Annotated in this window: 14 protein-coding genes; 8 read left to right on the top strand and 6 right to left on the bottom strand. The window is 54.2% G+C overall.

Annotation, left to right across the window (positions count from 1 at the left end; genetic code table 11):
• Positions 1–91: 91 nt before the first annotated feature.
• Both A3L09_RS03855 and A3L09_RS03850 read left to right on the top strand, forming a co-directional pair.
• Complete coding sequence (locus A3L09_RS03855) at positions 92–2,080, top strand: 1,4-alpha-glucan branching protein (RefSeq protein ID WP_088857707.1); 1,989 nt, start codon at positions 92–94, stop codon at positions 2,078–2,080.
• A 51-nt stretch (positions 2,081–2,131) separates the two neighbouring features.
• Complete coding sequence (locus A3L09_RS03850) at positions 2,132–2,449, top strand: P-II family nitrogen regulator (protein WP_088857706.1); 318 nt, start codon at positions 2,132–2,134, stop codon at positions 2,447–2,449.
• 13 nt (positions 2,450–2,462) lie between these two features.
• On the opposite strand, the gene A3L09_RS03845 is transcribed toward A3L09_RS03850, so the two are convergent.
• Complete coding sequence (locus A3L09_RS03845; RefSeq protein ID WP_088857705.1) at positions 2,463–3,197, bottom strand: alpha-glucosidase; 735 nt, start codon at positions 3,195–3,197, stop codon at positions 2,463–2,465.
• A gap of 155 nt (positions 3,198–3,352) precedes the next feature.
• Positions 3,353–5,050 (bottom strand): SLC5/6 family protein, encoded by a 1,698-nt coding sequence (locus A3L09_RS03840; protein WP_088857704.1) that lies wholly within the window; start codon positions 5,048–5,050, stop codon positions 3,353–3,355.
• A gap of 292 nt (positions 5,051–5,342) precedes the next feature.
• Between A3L09_RS03840 and A3L09_RS03835 the strand changes: the two genes are divergently transcribed.
• Positions 5,343–6,524, top strand: a complete 1,182-nt coding sequence (locus A3L09_RS03835; RefSeq protein WP_232473573.1) for a thiamine ABC transporter substrate-binding protein — start codon at positions 5,343–5,345, stop codon at positions 6,522–6,524.
• On the opposite strand, the gene A3L09_RS03830 is transcribed toward A3L09_RS03835, so the two are convergent.
• Entirely contained in the window at positions 6,510–7,514 is a 1,005-nt protein-coding gene (locus A3L09_RS03830; RefSeq protein ID WP_088857703.1) for an ABC transporter ATP-binding protein, read from the bottom strand. The two genes, A3L09_RS03835 and A3L09_RS03830, sit on opposite strands and share 15 nt — an antisense overlap.
• Positions 7,508–9,127, bottom strand: a complete 1,620-nt coding sequence (locus A3L09_RS03825; RefSeq protein WP_088857702.1) for an ABC transporter permease — start codon at positions 9,125–9,127, stop codon at positions 7,508–7,510. The genes A3L09_RS03830 and A3L09_RS03825 overlap by 7 nt, the downstream gene beginning before the upstream one ends.
• A 107-nt stretch (positions 9,128–9,234) precedes the next feature.
• Between A3L09_RS03825 and A3L09_RS03820 the strand changes: the two genes are divergently transcribed.
• Entirely contained in the window at positions 9,235–9,519 is a 285-nt protein-coding gene (locus tag A3L09_RS03820) for a hypothetical protein (protein ID WP_088857701.1), read from the top strand.
• Here A3L09_RS03820 and A3L09_RS03815 read toward each other — a convergent pair.
• Positions 9,511–10,188, bottom strand: a complete 678-nt coding sequence (locus A3L09_RS03815; protein ID WP_088857700.1) for an HAD family hydrolase — start codon at positions 10,186–10,188, stop codon at positions 9,511–9,513. The genes A3L09_RS03820 and A3L09_RS03815 overlap by 9 nt on opposite strands.
• Positions 10,185–10,781 carry a DOMON domain-containing protein gene (locus tag A3L09_RS03810; protein ID WP_088857699.1) on the bottom strand — a complete coding sequence of 199 codons (597 nt, stop codon included), beginning with the start codon at positions 10,779–10,781 and terminating at the stop codon, positions 10,185–10,187. The genes A3L09_RS03815 and A3L09_RS03810 overlap by 4 nt, the downstream gene beginning before the upstream one ends.
• 149 nt (positions 10,782–10,930) lie before the next feature.
• Here A3L09_RS03810 and gcvPA point away from each other — a divergent pair, with 149 nt between their 5' ends.
• From gcvPA to gcvPB, 4 genes are read left to right on the top strand one after another with little or no spacing between them, the layout of a single operon-like run.
• Positions 10,931–12,286, top strand: coding sequence for an aminomethyl-transferring glycine dehydrogenase subunit GcvPA (gene gcvPA / locus A3L09_RS03805; RefSeq protein WP_088857698.1), 1,356 nt, complete (start codon positions 10,931–10,933; stop codon positions 12,284–12,286).
• Positions 12,287–12,295: 9 nt separating this feature from the next.
• Positions 12,296–12,499 (top strand): antitoxin family protein, encoded by a 204-nt coding sequence (locus tag A3L09_RS03800; RefSeq protein ID WP_088857697.1) that lies wholly within the window; start codon positions 12,296–12,298, stop codon positions 12,497–12,499.
• Positions 12,465–12,956 carry a type II toxin-antitoxin system VapC family toxin gene (locus A3L09_RS03795; RefSeq protein WP_088857696.1) on the top strand — a complete coding sequence of 164 codons (492 nt, stop codon included), beginning with the start codon at positions 12,465–12,467 and terminating at the stop codon, positions 12,954–12,956. Before A3L09_RS03800 ends, A3L09_RS03795 begins: the two co-directional genes overlap by 35 nt.
• A gap of 1 nt (position 12,957) precedes the next feature.
• A complete protein-coding gene (gene gcvPB, locus A3L09_RS03790; RefSeq protein WP_088857695.1) occupies positions 12,958–14,466 on the top strand; it encodes an aminomethyl-transferring glycine dehydrogenase subunit GcvPB in 1,509 nt (502 codons plus the stop codon).
• The last annotated feature ends 186 nt before the right edge of the window (positions 14,467–14,652 follow it).

The following is a 14,652-nucleotide window of genomic DNA, read 5'->3' as shown; positions in this document are numbered from 1 at the left end:
GGATGAACCAATGTATCCATATGGATCGGCCGCCAGAAGGGGACACACTAACGTTAAATACTGCAAAGTGTAAACACTCCCGGTGATACACATGAGAGGCTACTTCACCTTCGTCCTTCACACCCACATTCCCTACGTCAAGAAGCACGGAAGGTGGCCCTTCGGCGAGGAATGGATATACGAAGCCATCAGCGAAACCTACCTTCCCCTCCTGATGGAGTTCGAGAGGCTCAGGGAAAGCGGCGTGAAGTTCAACATAGTCATAAACGTCACGCCCGTTCTGGCGGAGCAGCTGACGGATGAATACATCAAGGGAGAGTTCGAAAAGTACATGGATAGGAAGCTGAAGGCCATGGAAAAAGACCTGGAGTCCGGGAAGTACGATGAGAAAGCAGTATCGTTCATGCTGAACTACTTCAGAAGGGTGTACGACTACTGGAGGGCAATAAACGGGGACATCATAGGAAAGCTCAGGGAGCTCCAGGACGCCGGCTACTTAGAGATCATAACATCAGCTGCAACGCACGGCTACCTTCCACTCCTCGGAAGGGACGAGGCGATAAGGGCCCAGATCGCGAACGGCGTTGCCACCTACGAGAAGCACTTTGGCAGGAGACCAAAGGGAATATGGCTTCCCGAGTGCGCCTATCGTCCGGAAGGCGAGTGGGAGCTTTCAGGGGGGAGAAAAATAAGGAGACAGGGGATAGAGCGCTTTTTGGAAGAGTTCGGACTGGAATACTTCTTCGTCGAGAGCAAGCTCATCGATGAAGGCCCGGCTAGTAAGGTCTATGGGGAGGTTCTTCTGGCCGATGCCGAAAAGACCACCCTGAGGCCGTACTGGATCAAAGGTTCCAGGGTTGCGGTATTCGCCCGCAACAGGGAGACGGGGCATCAGGTATGGAGCGCCCACTTCGGCTACCCCGGGGACTTCCACTACCGCGAGTTCCACAAGAAGGCACCGGAGAGCGGCGGGCAGTACTGGAGGATAACGAGCAAGGACGTCGACATAGGCGAGAAGGAGTTCTACGACCCGGAGAAGGCCATGGAGAGGGTTGAGGAGCACGCCCGGCACTTTGTTTCCCTCGTTGAGGGCCTCCTGAGGGAACACGAGGAGAAGTTCGGAGAGAAAGGCATCATAGTGTCCCCCTACGACACCGAGCTCTTCGGCCACTGGTGGTTTGAGGGAGTGAGGTGGCTCGGGAGGGTGCTGGAGCTGATGGCGAGCAGGGGAATAGAGACGACGACCCTCTCGAAGTTCCTCGATAGCTATTCGGGTGAAAGGCACGAGATAGAACTGCCAGAGGGTTCGTGGGGTGCCAACGCAGACCACTCGACCTGGTGGAACGAGGAGACGGAGTGGACGTGGGAGCACGTATACCGCGCGGAGGACAGGATGGTCGCAGTAGCCAGCAGGTTCTACGGGAGGGACGAGCTGACCAACAGGGCAATCGAGCAGCTGGCCCGGGAGCTGTTGATACTGGAGGCGAGCGACTGGCAGTTCCTCATAACGACGGGACAGGCCAAGGAGTACGGAAGGAGAAGGGTTCTTGTCCACAGCAGGGACTTCCACAGATTGGCCAACGAGCTGATTAGATACGTTAAAACCGGCGAATTCGATGAAAAGGTGCTTGAGGAGCTTGAGGAACGCGACAGTGCATTCAAGCCGGTGATCGTTGAGCACTACATCTCGGAAAACGCCCCCGAACTTGAGGACTACGTTGAGCCTCCAGAGGTCCCTCCAGAGAAAACCGAGGAACCGGAGAAGCCAGCTGAGGAGAGGGCCTACTCCACTGAGATAGCCGTGGAGGCTGTAAAAGCGAAGAGGAAGAAGAAAAGAGCAGTAAGGGCTTCCAAAACCAAGAAGGTTTCCAAAACCCGGAAGGAAAGAGCAAAATCCGGAAAAACAGAAAAAACCGATCTCCTCTCCATAAAGGGAATAGGGCCGAAAACGCTTGCGAAGCTCAAAAGGGCGGGGATTCAAACCGTTGAGGATCTGAAGAACGCAGATCCAGAGGAGATCGCAAGAAAGACGAAGATATCAGCAAAGAGGATCAGGAAGTTCATCGAGCAGGTTCAATGACTATTCCGAAACCCTTTTCCGGACTTTACCCTATTTCTTCAAGGTGGTACCATGAAGAAGATCGAGGCTATTTTAAGGCCCGAAGATTTTGAGAACGTCAAGAAGGCCCTGAAGAGCGCGGGCTTCGTGCCCATGACGGTCTCCTCCGTTCAGGGAAGGGGAGTTCAAGGAGGGGTTCCTCCCTACGACCTCCTGCCCAAGGTGAAGCTTGAGATAGTCGTGAAGGACGGGGACGTTGATCAGGTGGTCGGCATCATAACCCGGAACGCGAGAAGGGGAATACCCGGGGACGGAAAGATCTTCGTGCTGCCGGTTTACGACGCGATAAGGATAAGAACCGGAGAAAAAGGGGACGAGGCCCTCTATTGAGGGCTTCTATTTTTCAGAGGAAAGCGTGCCTGTGTCTGTAGAGGCCCACCGCGGAACTCAGAACCAGGTAGAGCTCAACAGCGGCCAGCAGTACAATGACCACGAGGTAGCCCTTCGCAAATGCCGTGCTCTTGCCGAGGTGCTGGGCTATTTTGGCAATCTTCGCCGGGTCGTTTAGGGTTCTCATTCCATAGCTCAGGGCCATGGCCCCTACTATCACAGGTATTGGAATGGCCGAGTACGCGAGGAGAAGACCCAGGTATCCCCTCCGCTGAAGGGAGAGCATCGAGAGGATTATGGGTATCGCCAGGATTAAGGCGGTTATAGCCAGGAATTGGTTTAGATAAATGCCCGTTAGGACGAAGAACGATGTCATCCCGAACAGGTACTTCCTGTACTCCTTTTTGAGCTCCTTGAGCTTCTCCGGTTTAAAGTCGTACTCCGCGGAGAGGGAGTAGAGCTCGATCCTGCTCGCCAGCTTCATGTAGTTCTTCTTTCCCATCTCCTCGATTTTCTTATCGGTGCTGTTAAGCTTGAACTCCTTCGCCTTCTTGAAGAAGAACTCCGCAAGCTCCTCGTTTTCCTTCTCGGCTTCTTCCGCCACCTTCCTAAAGTTCGAAGCCGCGTTTTCTATCTTCCTCCTGACGGTTTCTTTCTCCTTCTGAGAGAGGACCTTGAGCCTGTCGATTCTATCCAGAGCTGACTCCAGAACCTCGGCTGTCTCAAGAAGAACTTCCTTACTCTTCACGAGAACACCTCCAAAATATAAAAGAAGAGGGGGCTTAAGACCCTTGCGCTTCCTTCTCCGACTTCATGAGCTTTGTAACGCTCCAGTAGACCATCCCTAGGATGATGATCCAAGCGGTCAGCATGTAGATTGCCCAGCTTCCCATTGCCATCACCTCAGACCTTTATGATTACCTCGTTCTTCTCCAGCTCTTCGCCGTACTTCTTCTTGATGGCATAGTAGCTCTCGATGGCACCGATGAGGAACATTGACAGTATTGCCGTCCACGGCGCTACTCCAATCCTTCCGCTTACGAAGCTCTTGAAGGTTCCAATCAGCGGCAGGAGCAGCAGTATGGGCGCGATGTAGAGGGTAACCCACTTGTACCACTCAGGCACTTTCATCCATGCACCCTCGTGGAGCTCCTTCCAGAAGTTGTCGGGCTTGAAGAGGTACACCGCGACTATGATGTCCACAAGCGCCAGCAGCGTGAGCTGGAAGCTGACCCACGAGTCGACCTGGTCCATGTAGCCGCTGATGTAGACGACAGGCAGACCCATGAGGAAGTAGAGTATGAAGACTATCCATGTACCGGTGCTCCTCTTGATGTTGAGGTCTTCCTCAAGCAGGGCAACGAGGTAGTTGTACATTGCTATGGCGGAAGTGAAGCCAGCGAACCACAGGAGGAGGAACCACAGTGCACCAAAGAACCTTCCAGCTTCTCCCATACTGACGAAGGCGTTGGGCAGGTTGACGTAGGAGAACCCAAGGCCAAAGGTCTTTCCTATTGCCCCGAGACCTATGTCCTTGTGCTGTGATAGGGCAGATAATATTGAACTCCAGTGCGCACTGAGGTAGTTGGAAATCATCGTTGTGTTGCCGCTATTGGCAACGTTCTGAGGCACTCCCAGGGTCATCAGAGTCTTGGGGTCGCTACCAAAGGCCTTCATGATAAGGTCCGCATCGACGATCCTAGTGAAGTAGGCGGTAGCGAGCGGGATGGCTATTGAACCGCCAAGAACGACCTCCGCAAACTCGTTGAGTGAAACGGTGGCTATTCCAGAGAGGGCAACGTCATCCTTCGGACCCAAGTAGGAAGCGTAGTTCTGGATGATACCCATACCGAGCGAGAGCGTGAAGAATATCTGTCCAGTTGCCGCAAGCATGACGTCCCAGAGGTGGTCGCCGAGGTAGCTCCAGTTCGGGCTCCAGATGAACTTGAAGCCATCTATAGTGCTCCAGTTGGGATCAACCGGTGAGCCAAGGACGAAGATGTAGCCAACCATAAGGATAGCGAAGATGTACAGGAGCGGCATCATTACCTTGACCCATCTCTCGATACCCTTGCTGACACCCTGGCCAACCGCTATGGCAAGGAGAATCACGGTTATGCCCCAGAAGAGCATCACTTCACCGTGGTTGCTCAGGTAGTTGCCGAAGAATTCACCGGTGTTCTGGCCAAAGTACGATCCTGCTGCGCTGAAGTAGGTGTAAGCCGCTGACCATCCGATAAGGTGGAGGTAGTAGCTGTTCAGGAGGACCGTCAGCGCAAACGCCAGCATCCCTGCAAAGACACCAAACCACAGGGCGGTTCTTGGTTTAAGGCTCTCCCTGGACATCAGGTAGTACGTTGGGCCGAGGGTACCGTGACCATACTTGCCACCGTAGCGACCGGCAACCCACTCGACCCACATCACTGGAATACCAAGGAAGAACAGTGCTATGAAGTACGGCACCATAAAGGCGCCGCCACCGTTTTGGGCGACCTGCGTTGGGAACCTGACGAAGTTACCAAGGCCAACGGCGTTGCCGGCCATGGCCAAAATCAAACCAATCTTAGTTGCCCATTGATCCCTCTGTTGCTCCAATTCCATTCACCCCCTTATTTGGGCTTCCCCAAGAAAACAAATGCACACGGGGACAAGATAGGACATTGGATCTCTATGGCAGACATCTTTAAAATCCTTTCGGAGGCCCATCACAATCTTCGCCTAAATTTTGACAAATTGATACCACATTCGAACATCTTCGGAAAAAATCCCAGATTGCAACTTTCAGACCACTGCTTCGGATAACTGCGGATTACCCGGTTATGCCCAGCAAAACTTATTAACCGGGTCTTGAAGGGGTTATCGAAAACAACAACCAGGTTGTAGGGGTGAGGGTATGAAGTCTAAAGCCGTTGGGTTGCTGTTGATTATGATGGTCGCCTTCGCCTTGGGCTGCATCGGGGGCGGCCAGGACAAAACCACCACCACAACCACCAGCGCTCCGCAAACTACTGCTTCATCCCACGTGACCAGCAGCTCCCCAAGCTCATCCAGCTCATCGACAACTACCACTTCAACTACAGCCTTAAAGCCCCAGACCCTCGTTGTCTACTCCTACGAGAGCTTTGAGTACGTCGCCAAGGCCGCGTTTCCAAAGTTCGAGCAGAAGTACGGGGTAAAGGTAAAGCTGGTAACGGTTGGAGATGCTGGCCAGCTCCTGAACAGGCTCATCCTTGAGAAGGACAGCCCCCAAGCGGACGTTGTCATTGGAATAGACAACAGTCTCGCCGCTAGGGCAATAGAGGCGGGAATACTAGAGCCCTACAAGCCAAAGAACATAGACATCGTTCCAAAGTGGCTGATCGACAAGCTCGACCCGACCTACCACTTGATACCCTACGACTACGGCTACATCGCCATAAACTACCGCCTCGACAAGGTGAGTGAGCCGCCGAAGAGCCTCGAAGACTTCACCAAGCCCGAGTGGAAGGACAAGCTTGTTATAGAAGATCCCAGGACGAGCTCACCCGGAGCCGCTTTCCTCCTCTGGACGATAGCGGTTTACGGCGACGACGGCTATCTTAACTACTGGCAGAAGCTCAAGGAGAACGGCGTCGTCATAACCGAGGGCTGGAGCGATGCCTGGTACGGAAAGTTCATGCAGGAGGGTTATCCGCTCGTCCTCAGCTACTCAACTTCCCCGGCTGCAACCGTCTACTACGACAACAACACCAACGTCAGGGCAGTCGCCTTCACAGAGGGCAACTACCTCCAGGTTGAGGGGGCAGGGATAATCAAGGGGACGAAGAAGAAGGAGCTGGCCGAGAAGTTCATAGAGTGGCTTCTCACCGAGGACTTCCAGAGCGAAGTGCCCACGAACCAGTGGATGTACCCGGTCAACCCGAACGTCAAGCTTCCGGAGGTTTACAAGTACGCCGTCTCCCCTGACGAGATAAAACCCGTCAGCCTTGATCCGGAGTACGTCAGGCAGAACTTCAACCGCTGGATAAGGGAGTGGACTGCGCTGATGATCCAGGACAAGAGTCCCGAGGAAATAATCTCCTCAAGGAAGAGTTGAGTACTCCAGGATCTTTACCCCCACTTTTTTTGGCACTTTTTTATGACTGAACGGGAGCTCCGGAAGGGGTCTCTCGGCGGTTATTTTTTGGCCTTCAATCTCAAGGGTCATCCTCATCCTCCCGGGAAGGACCTCATAGCCAACCACCTCAGCGTCCTCCCCCTCACTTATCATCACGCTCTCCGGTCTGAAGAACACCTTCACCCTTCCGCTAACGTCTCCCAGGCTGAAGCACAGGTTTCCAAGAGAAGCTTTGCCTCCTTCCGCCTCAAGTTCGAGTATATTGGCGGTTCCGAGGAACCTCGCAACGAACTCGGTCTTCGGGTGGTAGTACAGCTCAAGGGGCTCCCCAACTTGGAGGATCCTCCCGTCTTTCATCACTGCTATTCTGTCGCTTATTGCCATGGCCTCCTCCTGATCGTGGGTAACGTAGATGGTTGTAGTGCCAGTCTCCCGCTGGATCCTCTTTATCTCCCCCCTGAGCCTCTCCCTGATCTTAGCGTCGAGGTTGCTTAGGGGCTCATCGAGGAGGAGAACCTTCGGTTCTATCACAAGCGCCCTTGCCAGGGCGACCCTCTGCTGCTGGCCGCCGCTCAGCTGTTCCGGATATCTGTTCTCCATTCCGGTTAATCCAACGAGTTCAAGGACATCCCTCACCCGTCTTTCTATCTCGCTCTTCGGGAGCCTCTTCAACCTGAGCCCGAAGGCAACGTTTTCAAATACCGTCATGTGGGGGAAGAGTGCGTAGTCTTGGAAGACTATCCCGATGTTCCTCTCGTAAGGCTCCTTCTCGGTCACGTCCTCATCGTCAAAGAACACCCTACCCCCGGATCTTTCAAACCCTGCTATTATCCTCAGCGTCGTCGTCTTTCCGCATCCGCTCGGTCCAAGGAGCGTCATCAGCTCCCCGTCCCTAACTTCGAGTTCAGGTATCTCAAGGGTGAACCCCTCGCGCGTGAGCCTGATTCCCTCGAGCCTTACCTCTACCATATCTCCTCACCCGTCCTCTCGATAAGGAGGAAGCCAGCGAGGCTTACGGCCATAAGTACAACGGCCATCGCCGACGCGGGCCCGAACTGCCTCGTCCCGATGTACTTGTATATCGCTATCGTAACCGTGGTGTACTCAGGCCGGTAGATCATGTAGGTTGCACCGAGTTCGGCTATGCTCATGGCGAAGGCGAAGATCGCTCCCACGAGAAGCCCCCCAGCGGCTAATGGAAGCTCAACCTTCAGGAAGGCCGTTAGATCCCTCGCACCCAAGCTCATTGCCGCTTCCCGCAGGTTCCTCTTTATCTTTCCGAGCGACGCTGACAATGCCCTCAGGACGAAGGGATATGCTATCACCGTGTGGGCAAAGACTATGAGGTAAGGGCTTCCTATAAGCTGGAGGGGCTCCCGATGGAACGCCTTTATGTAGCCAAGCCCTATAACGATTGCAGAGGAGCCTAGGGGCAGCATGACGGCGGTGTCAAAAAGCCTCTTCCCTGGAAAGCTCCACCTCCTCATGGAGTATGCTATCGGAAGGGCAACCAAAAGGCCAAGCACGACAGTTGAGAAGCCGAAAACAAAGGTGTACCCTATTGCATGCAGGCTGTCCGAGGCGAACATCGGGTTGTACCTGGAATCGAACAGGTGGCTGTACCACTGAAGGGTAAACCTCCCCCCGTAGGTGAAAGATTCATAGATTATCGCCAGAAGTGGGGCCAGGATGAAGAGCCCCACGATTAGAGAGTACCCGACGATCAAAGCTCCCTTGATCCCAAGGAGCTCCCCAGGAGTTATACGTCTCGCCTTTTGGAAGATCCTCTGCTCTTCTGCCTTTGAATACCTCTCAAGGCTCTTTAGGTAGATGTACATGAAGGTGAAGCTGAGCAAGAGCTGAATCACGGCAAGGGCAGAGCCCCTCCTGAAGTCGAGAAGGGTCATTATCTCTGTGAATATTGCCACCTCGATCGTCGCGTAGCGGTAGCCGCCGATTATGAGCGGGATCGAGAAGCTGAGGAAGGAGAAGATAAAAGTCAACATCGCCGAGGCGAATATTCCTGGGTAGAGCATCGGCAGCGTCACCTTTCTGAAGAGGGTAAAGCCCCTCGCCCCAAGGCTCATGGCGGCCTCCTCGTAGTGGGGGTTTATCCTCTGCCATAGAGCTGAGACCATCCTCACGACGACAGGAAAGTTGTAGAAGGCGTGGGCGAGGAGTATTCCCTTCCACGAGTAGATTATCCCGGGATCGTGCCCGATGAGGTTGGTTATCACACCATTTCTCCCGAAGAGTACGATAAACCCGAGGGCCACCATTATGCTCGGCATAACAAAGGGAACTGTTAGGAGGGCCCTCAAAAAGCGCTTTCCCGGAAAGTCGTATTTGGCGAAGATGTACGCCCCGGGCAAGCCGAGCGCGAGCGTCAGGAGGGTCGAGGCAACCGCCTGTTCGAACGTGAAGAGGATCACCCTCCGGTAGTAGGAGTCCCCGATTACATCCATCAGGGCCCCCGGGGAGAGTCCATCCTCTAGGATCAGGACTATGGGGTAGTAGAAGAACAGGATGAGAAAGACGAGTGAAGGGAGGAGTACCAGGGGTGATAGTTTCTTCCACCTCATCGAACCCCCCTACGAAGGCACTCTTTAAAACGTTGTTCCCTCTAAACTTGTTAGGGAAACCGAAAAGATTTTAAATCCTGCCCCAAACTATACACTGGTGGGTAAGAATGTATTACATTGGAAAAGCGAGGAGTCCCTACGGGCCCCACAAGACCCAGGAGGTAATCCTTGAGGAGCTCAAAAAGAGGGGTTTTGACGTTTCCTTTACAAAGCACCACTGGGCCGGCGACCTTCCCTTCGGGATAGTCATCGTTGAGGGGGAAAAGGGGCACGTGGCCGTTAGGTGGTCCCTCGGGAGGGAGTTCACATTCGAGCTCGAAAAAACGGACAAAGAGACGTTTGACGAGTTCATAGAGGACACTGTGGAGTACACCAACGCCGACTCAGACTGAGCGCTCCTGCTTGACCCTCTCTATCACGTCGAAGATGCTCCAGAGATCCCTTACCACGTGCAGGTGAGGGATCAGAGCCAAACGCTCCCTATTTTTCTCCACGAACTTCGCCGTGAAGGGGAAGTAGTACCAGACGTACTCGGTGTTTTCATCGCCGTGCCCTATGAAGCGCCAGGGCTTGTCGTCCACCCAGATGAAGATATCATCCCCGTATTTCTCGCGGACAAGCTTGAACGCCTCGTCTATCGTCAGCTCCCTGCCAAAGACTATCACATCGTCGAAGAGGTCGTAGATCCCCATCTCCTTAAGCCTCCTGACCTTCATGCCGTCTATGAAGTCCTCCGCAGAGAAGGAGATGACGGTGTGGCCCTCTTCTTTGAGCTTCTTCAACAGCTCCGGGGAATCGTCTATCGGCTTCGTCAGCTTCGCCCTCTCTTCGAACCAGGTTTCAAAGAACTTAGTCCTGAGGAAGAAAGGTGGCTTGCCCTTCTTCTTGTGCTTCCCGAAAGAGGGCCTCTCGAACTGGAGCTCGATCTTAGCCAAAATTTTAGCCCAGAGAGCCTTTCCGGGAAGCCAGCGGTAGCGCCTCTCCAGGGCGCGCTTGAAGGCCTCCTCGATGCATGAGTAGGTATCGGCAAGAGTTCCGTCGAAGTCGAAAGCTATTATCATCCCTCTCCCTCCAGCGTTACATAAACGTGCCCCGCTTTTATGTGCATCGATTGAAAATCATCAGTTGGTCCGTAGGCCCAAATCACCCTGAAAGGCCTTCCAATGGGTACGGGATAATCGTATTCGTCGCCGGTTTTCAGGGGCCGTGAAAACTCCACAACGGTCCCGTTCTCGTTTTCCCGCCCGCCGTAAGATGCTATATCATCGCGTCCCCCGAGGAACGTGTCCGGATTGTGAGGCCCGGAAAAGCCCGTTGAGTAGGAATCCCTTATTTCGACGGTTCCGTTGGGCAGGACGTAGGCTATCACGATGTCTGTATTTTTCATGCCAGGCCCGCCTCCAAAGCCGATTGCCACCCAGCCCCGGGTCTCGGAGGAGATAGCGACGTAGAGGGTGTCGTTCTCAGCGCGGAGGTATATGGACATGCCATCGGAGTTCTTCCGCACCGTGTACTCCCCCGGGTCTATCCTTCCATCGGGTATCCACGGGACGGTTCCAGGCCCATGTTTTAAATTATCCCCTCCGCCTCCCAGACAGCCACTTCCCAGTACTAGAAAAACCAGCACCAGCACGAATCCCTTTTTCCCGCCCATAAAACTGGGGTGGAGCCGGTTTTTAAAGCTTTAACGCAAGAGATACCCATCTTTGTTCATTGCCCCAACCAAGTTCACTGGGCCACAAAGCATATATTACCGGTACTTCAATTTTCAACGAGCATCTTAAAGCTCAAAGGGTGATCAAGATGGGCAAACACTACCTTCCCAACCTGGCCCATAAGGATGAGATGCTGAAAGAGATCGGGTTCACCTCGATTGAAGACCTCTTCTCCGACGTCCCTGAGGGAATGGCAAAGGAGTTCAACCTCCCAGAGGGGAAGAGCGAATACGAGGTCTTCACGGAGCTCAACAAGACGTTGAGCAAAAACAAGATAGTCCTCGAGATGCCGAGCTTTCTGGGAGCTGGGACATACTTCCACTACGTCCCTGCACACGTCAAGTACCTCATCGAGAGGAGCGAGTTCCTCACGGCCTACACTCCATATCAGCCCGAGGTAAGCCAAGGCATGCTCCAGGCACTCTTCGAGTACCAGAGCCTCATAGCCGAGCTCGTAGGCCTTCCCATCGTGAACTCCTCGATGTACGACTGGGGAACGGCGATGGCGGAAGCGGCCCTGATGAGCGCCCGCGTTACGAAGAGGAAAAAGTTCGTCGTTCCGAAGGCCCTAAGCCCCGAGAAAAAGCTCGTCCTCAAGACCTACACGGCCGGCCCGGCCCTTGAGACGGTAGAGGTTCCCTGGGACGAGAGGGGCCAGATGGACGTTGAGAAGCTCAAGGAGGCAGTTAAGGGAGCCGCAGGCGTTTACGTCGAGATGCCGAACTTCTTCGGCCTCCTAGAGGAGAACTTAAGGGAGATCGGGGAGATTGCCCACGATGCTGGCGCGCTATTTGTGGTCGGCGTAGATCCGACGATACTCGGAATAGTCGAGGCACCGGGAGAACTTGGGGCAGACATCGTTGTCGGTGAAGCGGCCTACTTCGGCAACCCCATGAACTTCGGCGGGCCCAGAGCCGGTATCTTCGCGGTTAGAAACGACAGGAAGCTGATAAGGCAGATGCCGGGAAGAATAATCGGCATGACGAAGGACGCGGACGGAAAGAGGGCCTTCGTGATGACGCTCCAGACGAGGGAGCAGCACATAAGAAGGGCCAAAGCAACGTCGAACATATGCTCAAACGAGGCCCTCGTTGCCGTTGCCGCCGCCATCCATCTCGCTACCCTAGGGCCAAAGGGAATTAGGGAGCTCGGCGAGGTCATCCTCAAGAACACTGCATACCTGAAGAAGCGCCTCGGTGAGGTTGCGGAGGTTCCCTTTGAGGGCATCAACTTCAAGGATGTTCCGGTTAAGTTTGAGGTTCCCTACAGCGTTATCCACGAGAGGCTCCTTGAAAAAGGAATCCACGGCGGCTACTACCTCGGAGAGCACTTCCCGGAGCTTGGAGAGACCACGCTCTTCGCCGCTACCGAAACCACGAGAAAGGAGTGGGTTGATGGTCTCATCGGTGCTCTAAAGGAGATAATAGGCGAGGCGGAGCTGTGAGGTGGGAGAATGCCCGTTGAGGCCGTATACCAGGGGGGTGTTATAAAACCCGTCAAACCACTCAACCTGAAGGATGGTGAGAGGGTCAAAGTGGAGGTCATCAGGGATTTTATTGAGGCCAGCTTTGGCATACTGAAGCAGAGAAAAATAGGGATCAAGGAGCTGGAGGAGGCCTACTATGACTACGTCCTTGAGAGAGCGGGTTCTCGTTGACAGCAACGTCATACTCGAGCTCCTCCGCGGCAACGAGAAGGTTAAGGAGAAGCTTGGAGGGCTAGTGAGAGAGCACCAGTTGGCAATAAACCCGATAATCTTCAGCGAGGTAGCCTTCCAGCTCATAGCAGCAAAGTACGTGGAAGAAAAGGGCCGCTACTCGGCATTTGACGTCAAGAGAGAGCTCAAGAAGAACGAAGAGCTACTGGAATACTACAGAGCATTCTATACAAACTTCCTGCTTGGCGGCCTGATGCAGGGTGATTTAACGGTGCTCGAAGTTGACGAAGAAACCGTGAAGATCGCCAACGAGCTGATGGAAAAGCACCGCCTCCTCCCGAACGATGCCCTGATCCTTGCCACGGCCCTGAAGTTTGGTATTAGGAAGATTTTCACCCTAAACGGAGATTTTGACGTTGGGATTGTTGACGTTATAAAGCTGGGGGAAGGTGATTGAGATGTTCCGCCAGGCCAAATGGGATGAGCCAACCATCTTTGAACTCTCACGCTCCGGGAGGATCGGCTACACCCTCCCACAGCCGATCGAGGACGTTGAGGTTGAGATTCCCGAGAAGCTTAGGAGAAAGAGCCCACTCAACCTCCCAGAGCTGAGCGAGCCGGAGGTAGTCAAGCACTACACTCGCCTAAGCGAGATGAACTACGGCGTCGATTCTGGCATCTATCCTCTCGGTTCGTGCACCATGAAGTACAACCCCAAGATAAACGAGGAAATAGCCTCCCATCCGGGTGTTGCCTACATCCACCCGTACCAGGACGAAAGAACCGTTCAGGGAGCGCTTAAAGTGATGTGGGAGCTCGAGGGGTGGCTGAAGGAAATAACCGGAATGGACCGCTTCACCCTCCAGCCCGCCGCTGGAGCCAACGGCGAGTTCACCGGCGTTTCTATAATAAGGGCCTACCACCTCGACCGGGGGGAGACGCAGAGGACTGAGATGATAGTTCCGGATTCCGCCCACGGAACCAACCCCGCTTCCTCTGCCATGGCCGGCTTCAAGGTCATTGAGATACCCTCCAACGAGAACGGAACCGTTGACCTTGAGGCCCTTGAGAACGCGGTGAGCGAGAGAACGGCAGGTTTGATGCTGACCAACCCGAACACCCTCGGCATCTTCGAGGACGAGATACTTGAGATTGCCAAGATCATTCACAAAGCCGGTGGTCTGCTCTACTACGATGGGGCCAACCTAAACGCAGTCCTTGGAAAGGTCAGGCCCGGCGATATGGGCTTCGACGTCGTCCACCTCAACCTCCACAAGACGTTCTCGACGCCGCACGGCGGAGGCGGCCCTGGAAGCGGTCCGGTTGGTGTTAAGGACTTCCTCAAGGACTACCTGCCGGTTCCGCTGGTTAGCTACGATGAGGAGAACGACCGCTACTATCTCGACTACGATGTTCCGAAGAGCATAGGCAAGGTGAAGGAACTCTACGGCAACTTCGCCGTAATGGTTCGGGCCCTGACCTACCTAAAGATAATGGGAAGGGAAGGCCTGAGGGAGGCCAGCGAGATAGCGGTTCTCAACGCCAACTACATCACCCGGAAGCTTAATGGAACGAGGGGCTACGAGCTTCCGGGGAAGGAGCTCAGGAAGCACGAGACTGTCTTCTCAGCCGAGCCTATGAAGAAGGAGACTGGCGTTAAGGCTCTTGACGTTGCCAAGAGGCTCCTCGACTTCGGATTACACGCACCGACCATATACTTCCCGCTGATAGTCCATGAGGCCCTCATGATTGAGCCGACTGAGACGGTGAGCAAGGAGGAGCTCGACGCCTACGTTGAGGCCCTCAAGAAGATAAGCGAGGAGGCCTACACGAATCCGGAAATCGTCAAGGAGGCCCCGCACAACACGGCAGTGAGAAGGGTGGACGACGTTCTGGCGGCTAAGAAGCCGATAATCACCTGGAGGATGTACAGGGAGCTCAAGGAGAAGGGAGAGGTCGACTACTGAACCAATCCCTTTTCTTTTCTCTTGTTGGGGTCTGCCAGTGCCAGTCTCTTCATCCGGTAGCGAATCAGACCGGTAAACGCTCTTCATCCCCCGGTGAATTTTCCGGTTTCTTTTTAAAAGGGTTCTCCAAAATTAAGAAGGCCGATGACGAGCGTTAGCCACGCTGAGCGGTGAGGAGAAGAGGGT

The sequence above is a fragment of the Thermococcus profundus genome (genome assembly GCF_002214585.1).
GTDB lineage: Archaea > Methanobacteriota_B > Thermococci > Thermococcales > Thermococcaceae > Thermococcus > Thermococcus profundus.
Note: the sequence above shows the minus strand (reverse complement) of the source record. Positions and strands in the feature narration are given on the sequence as shown.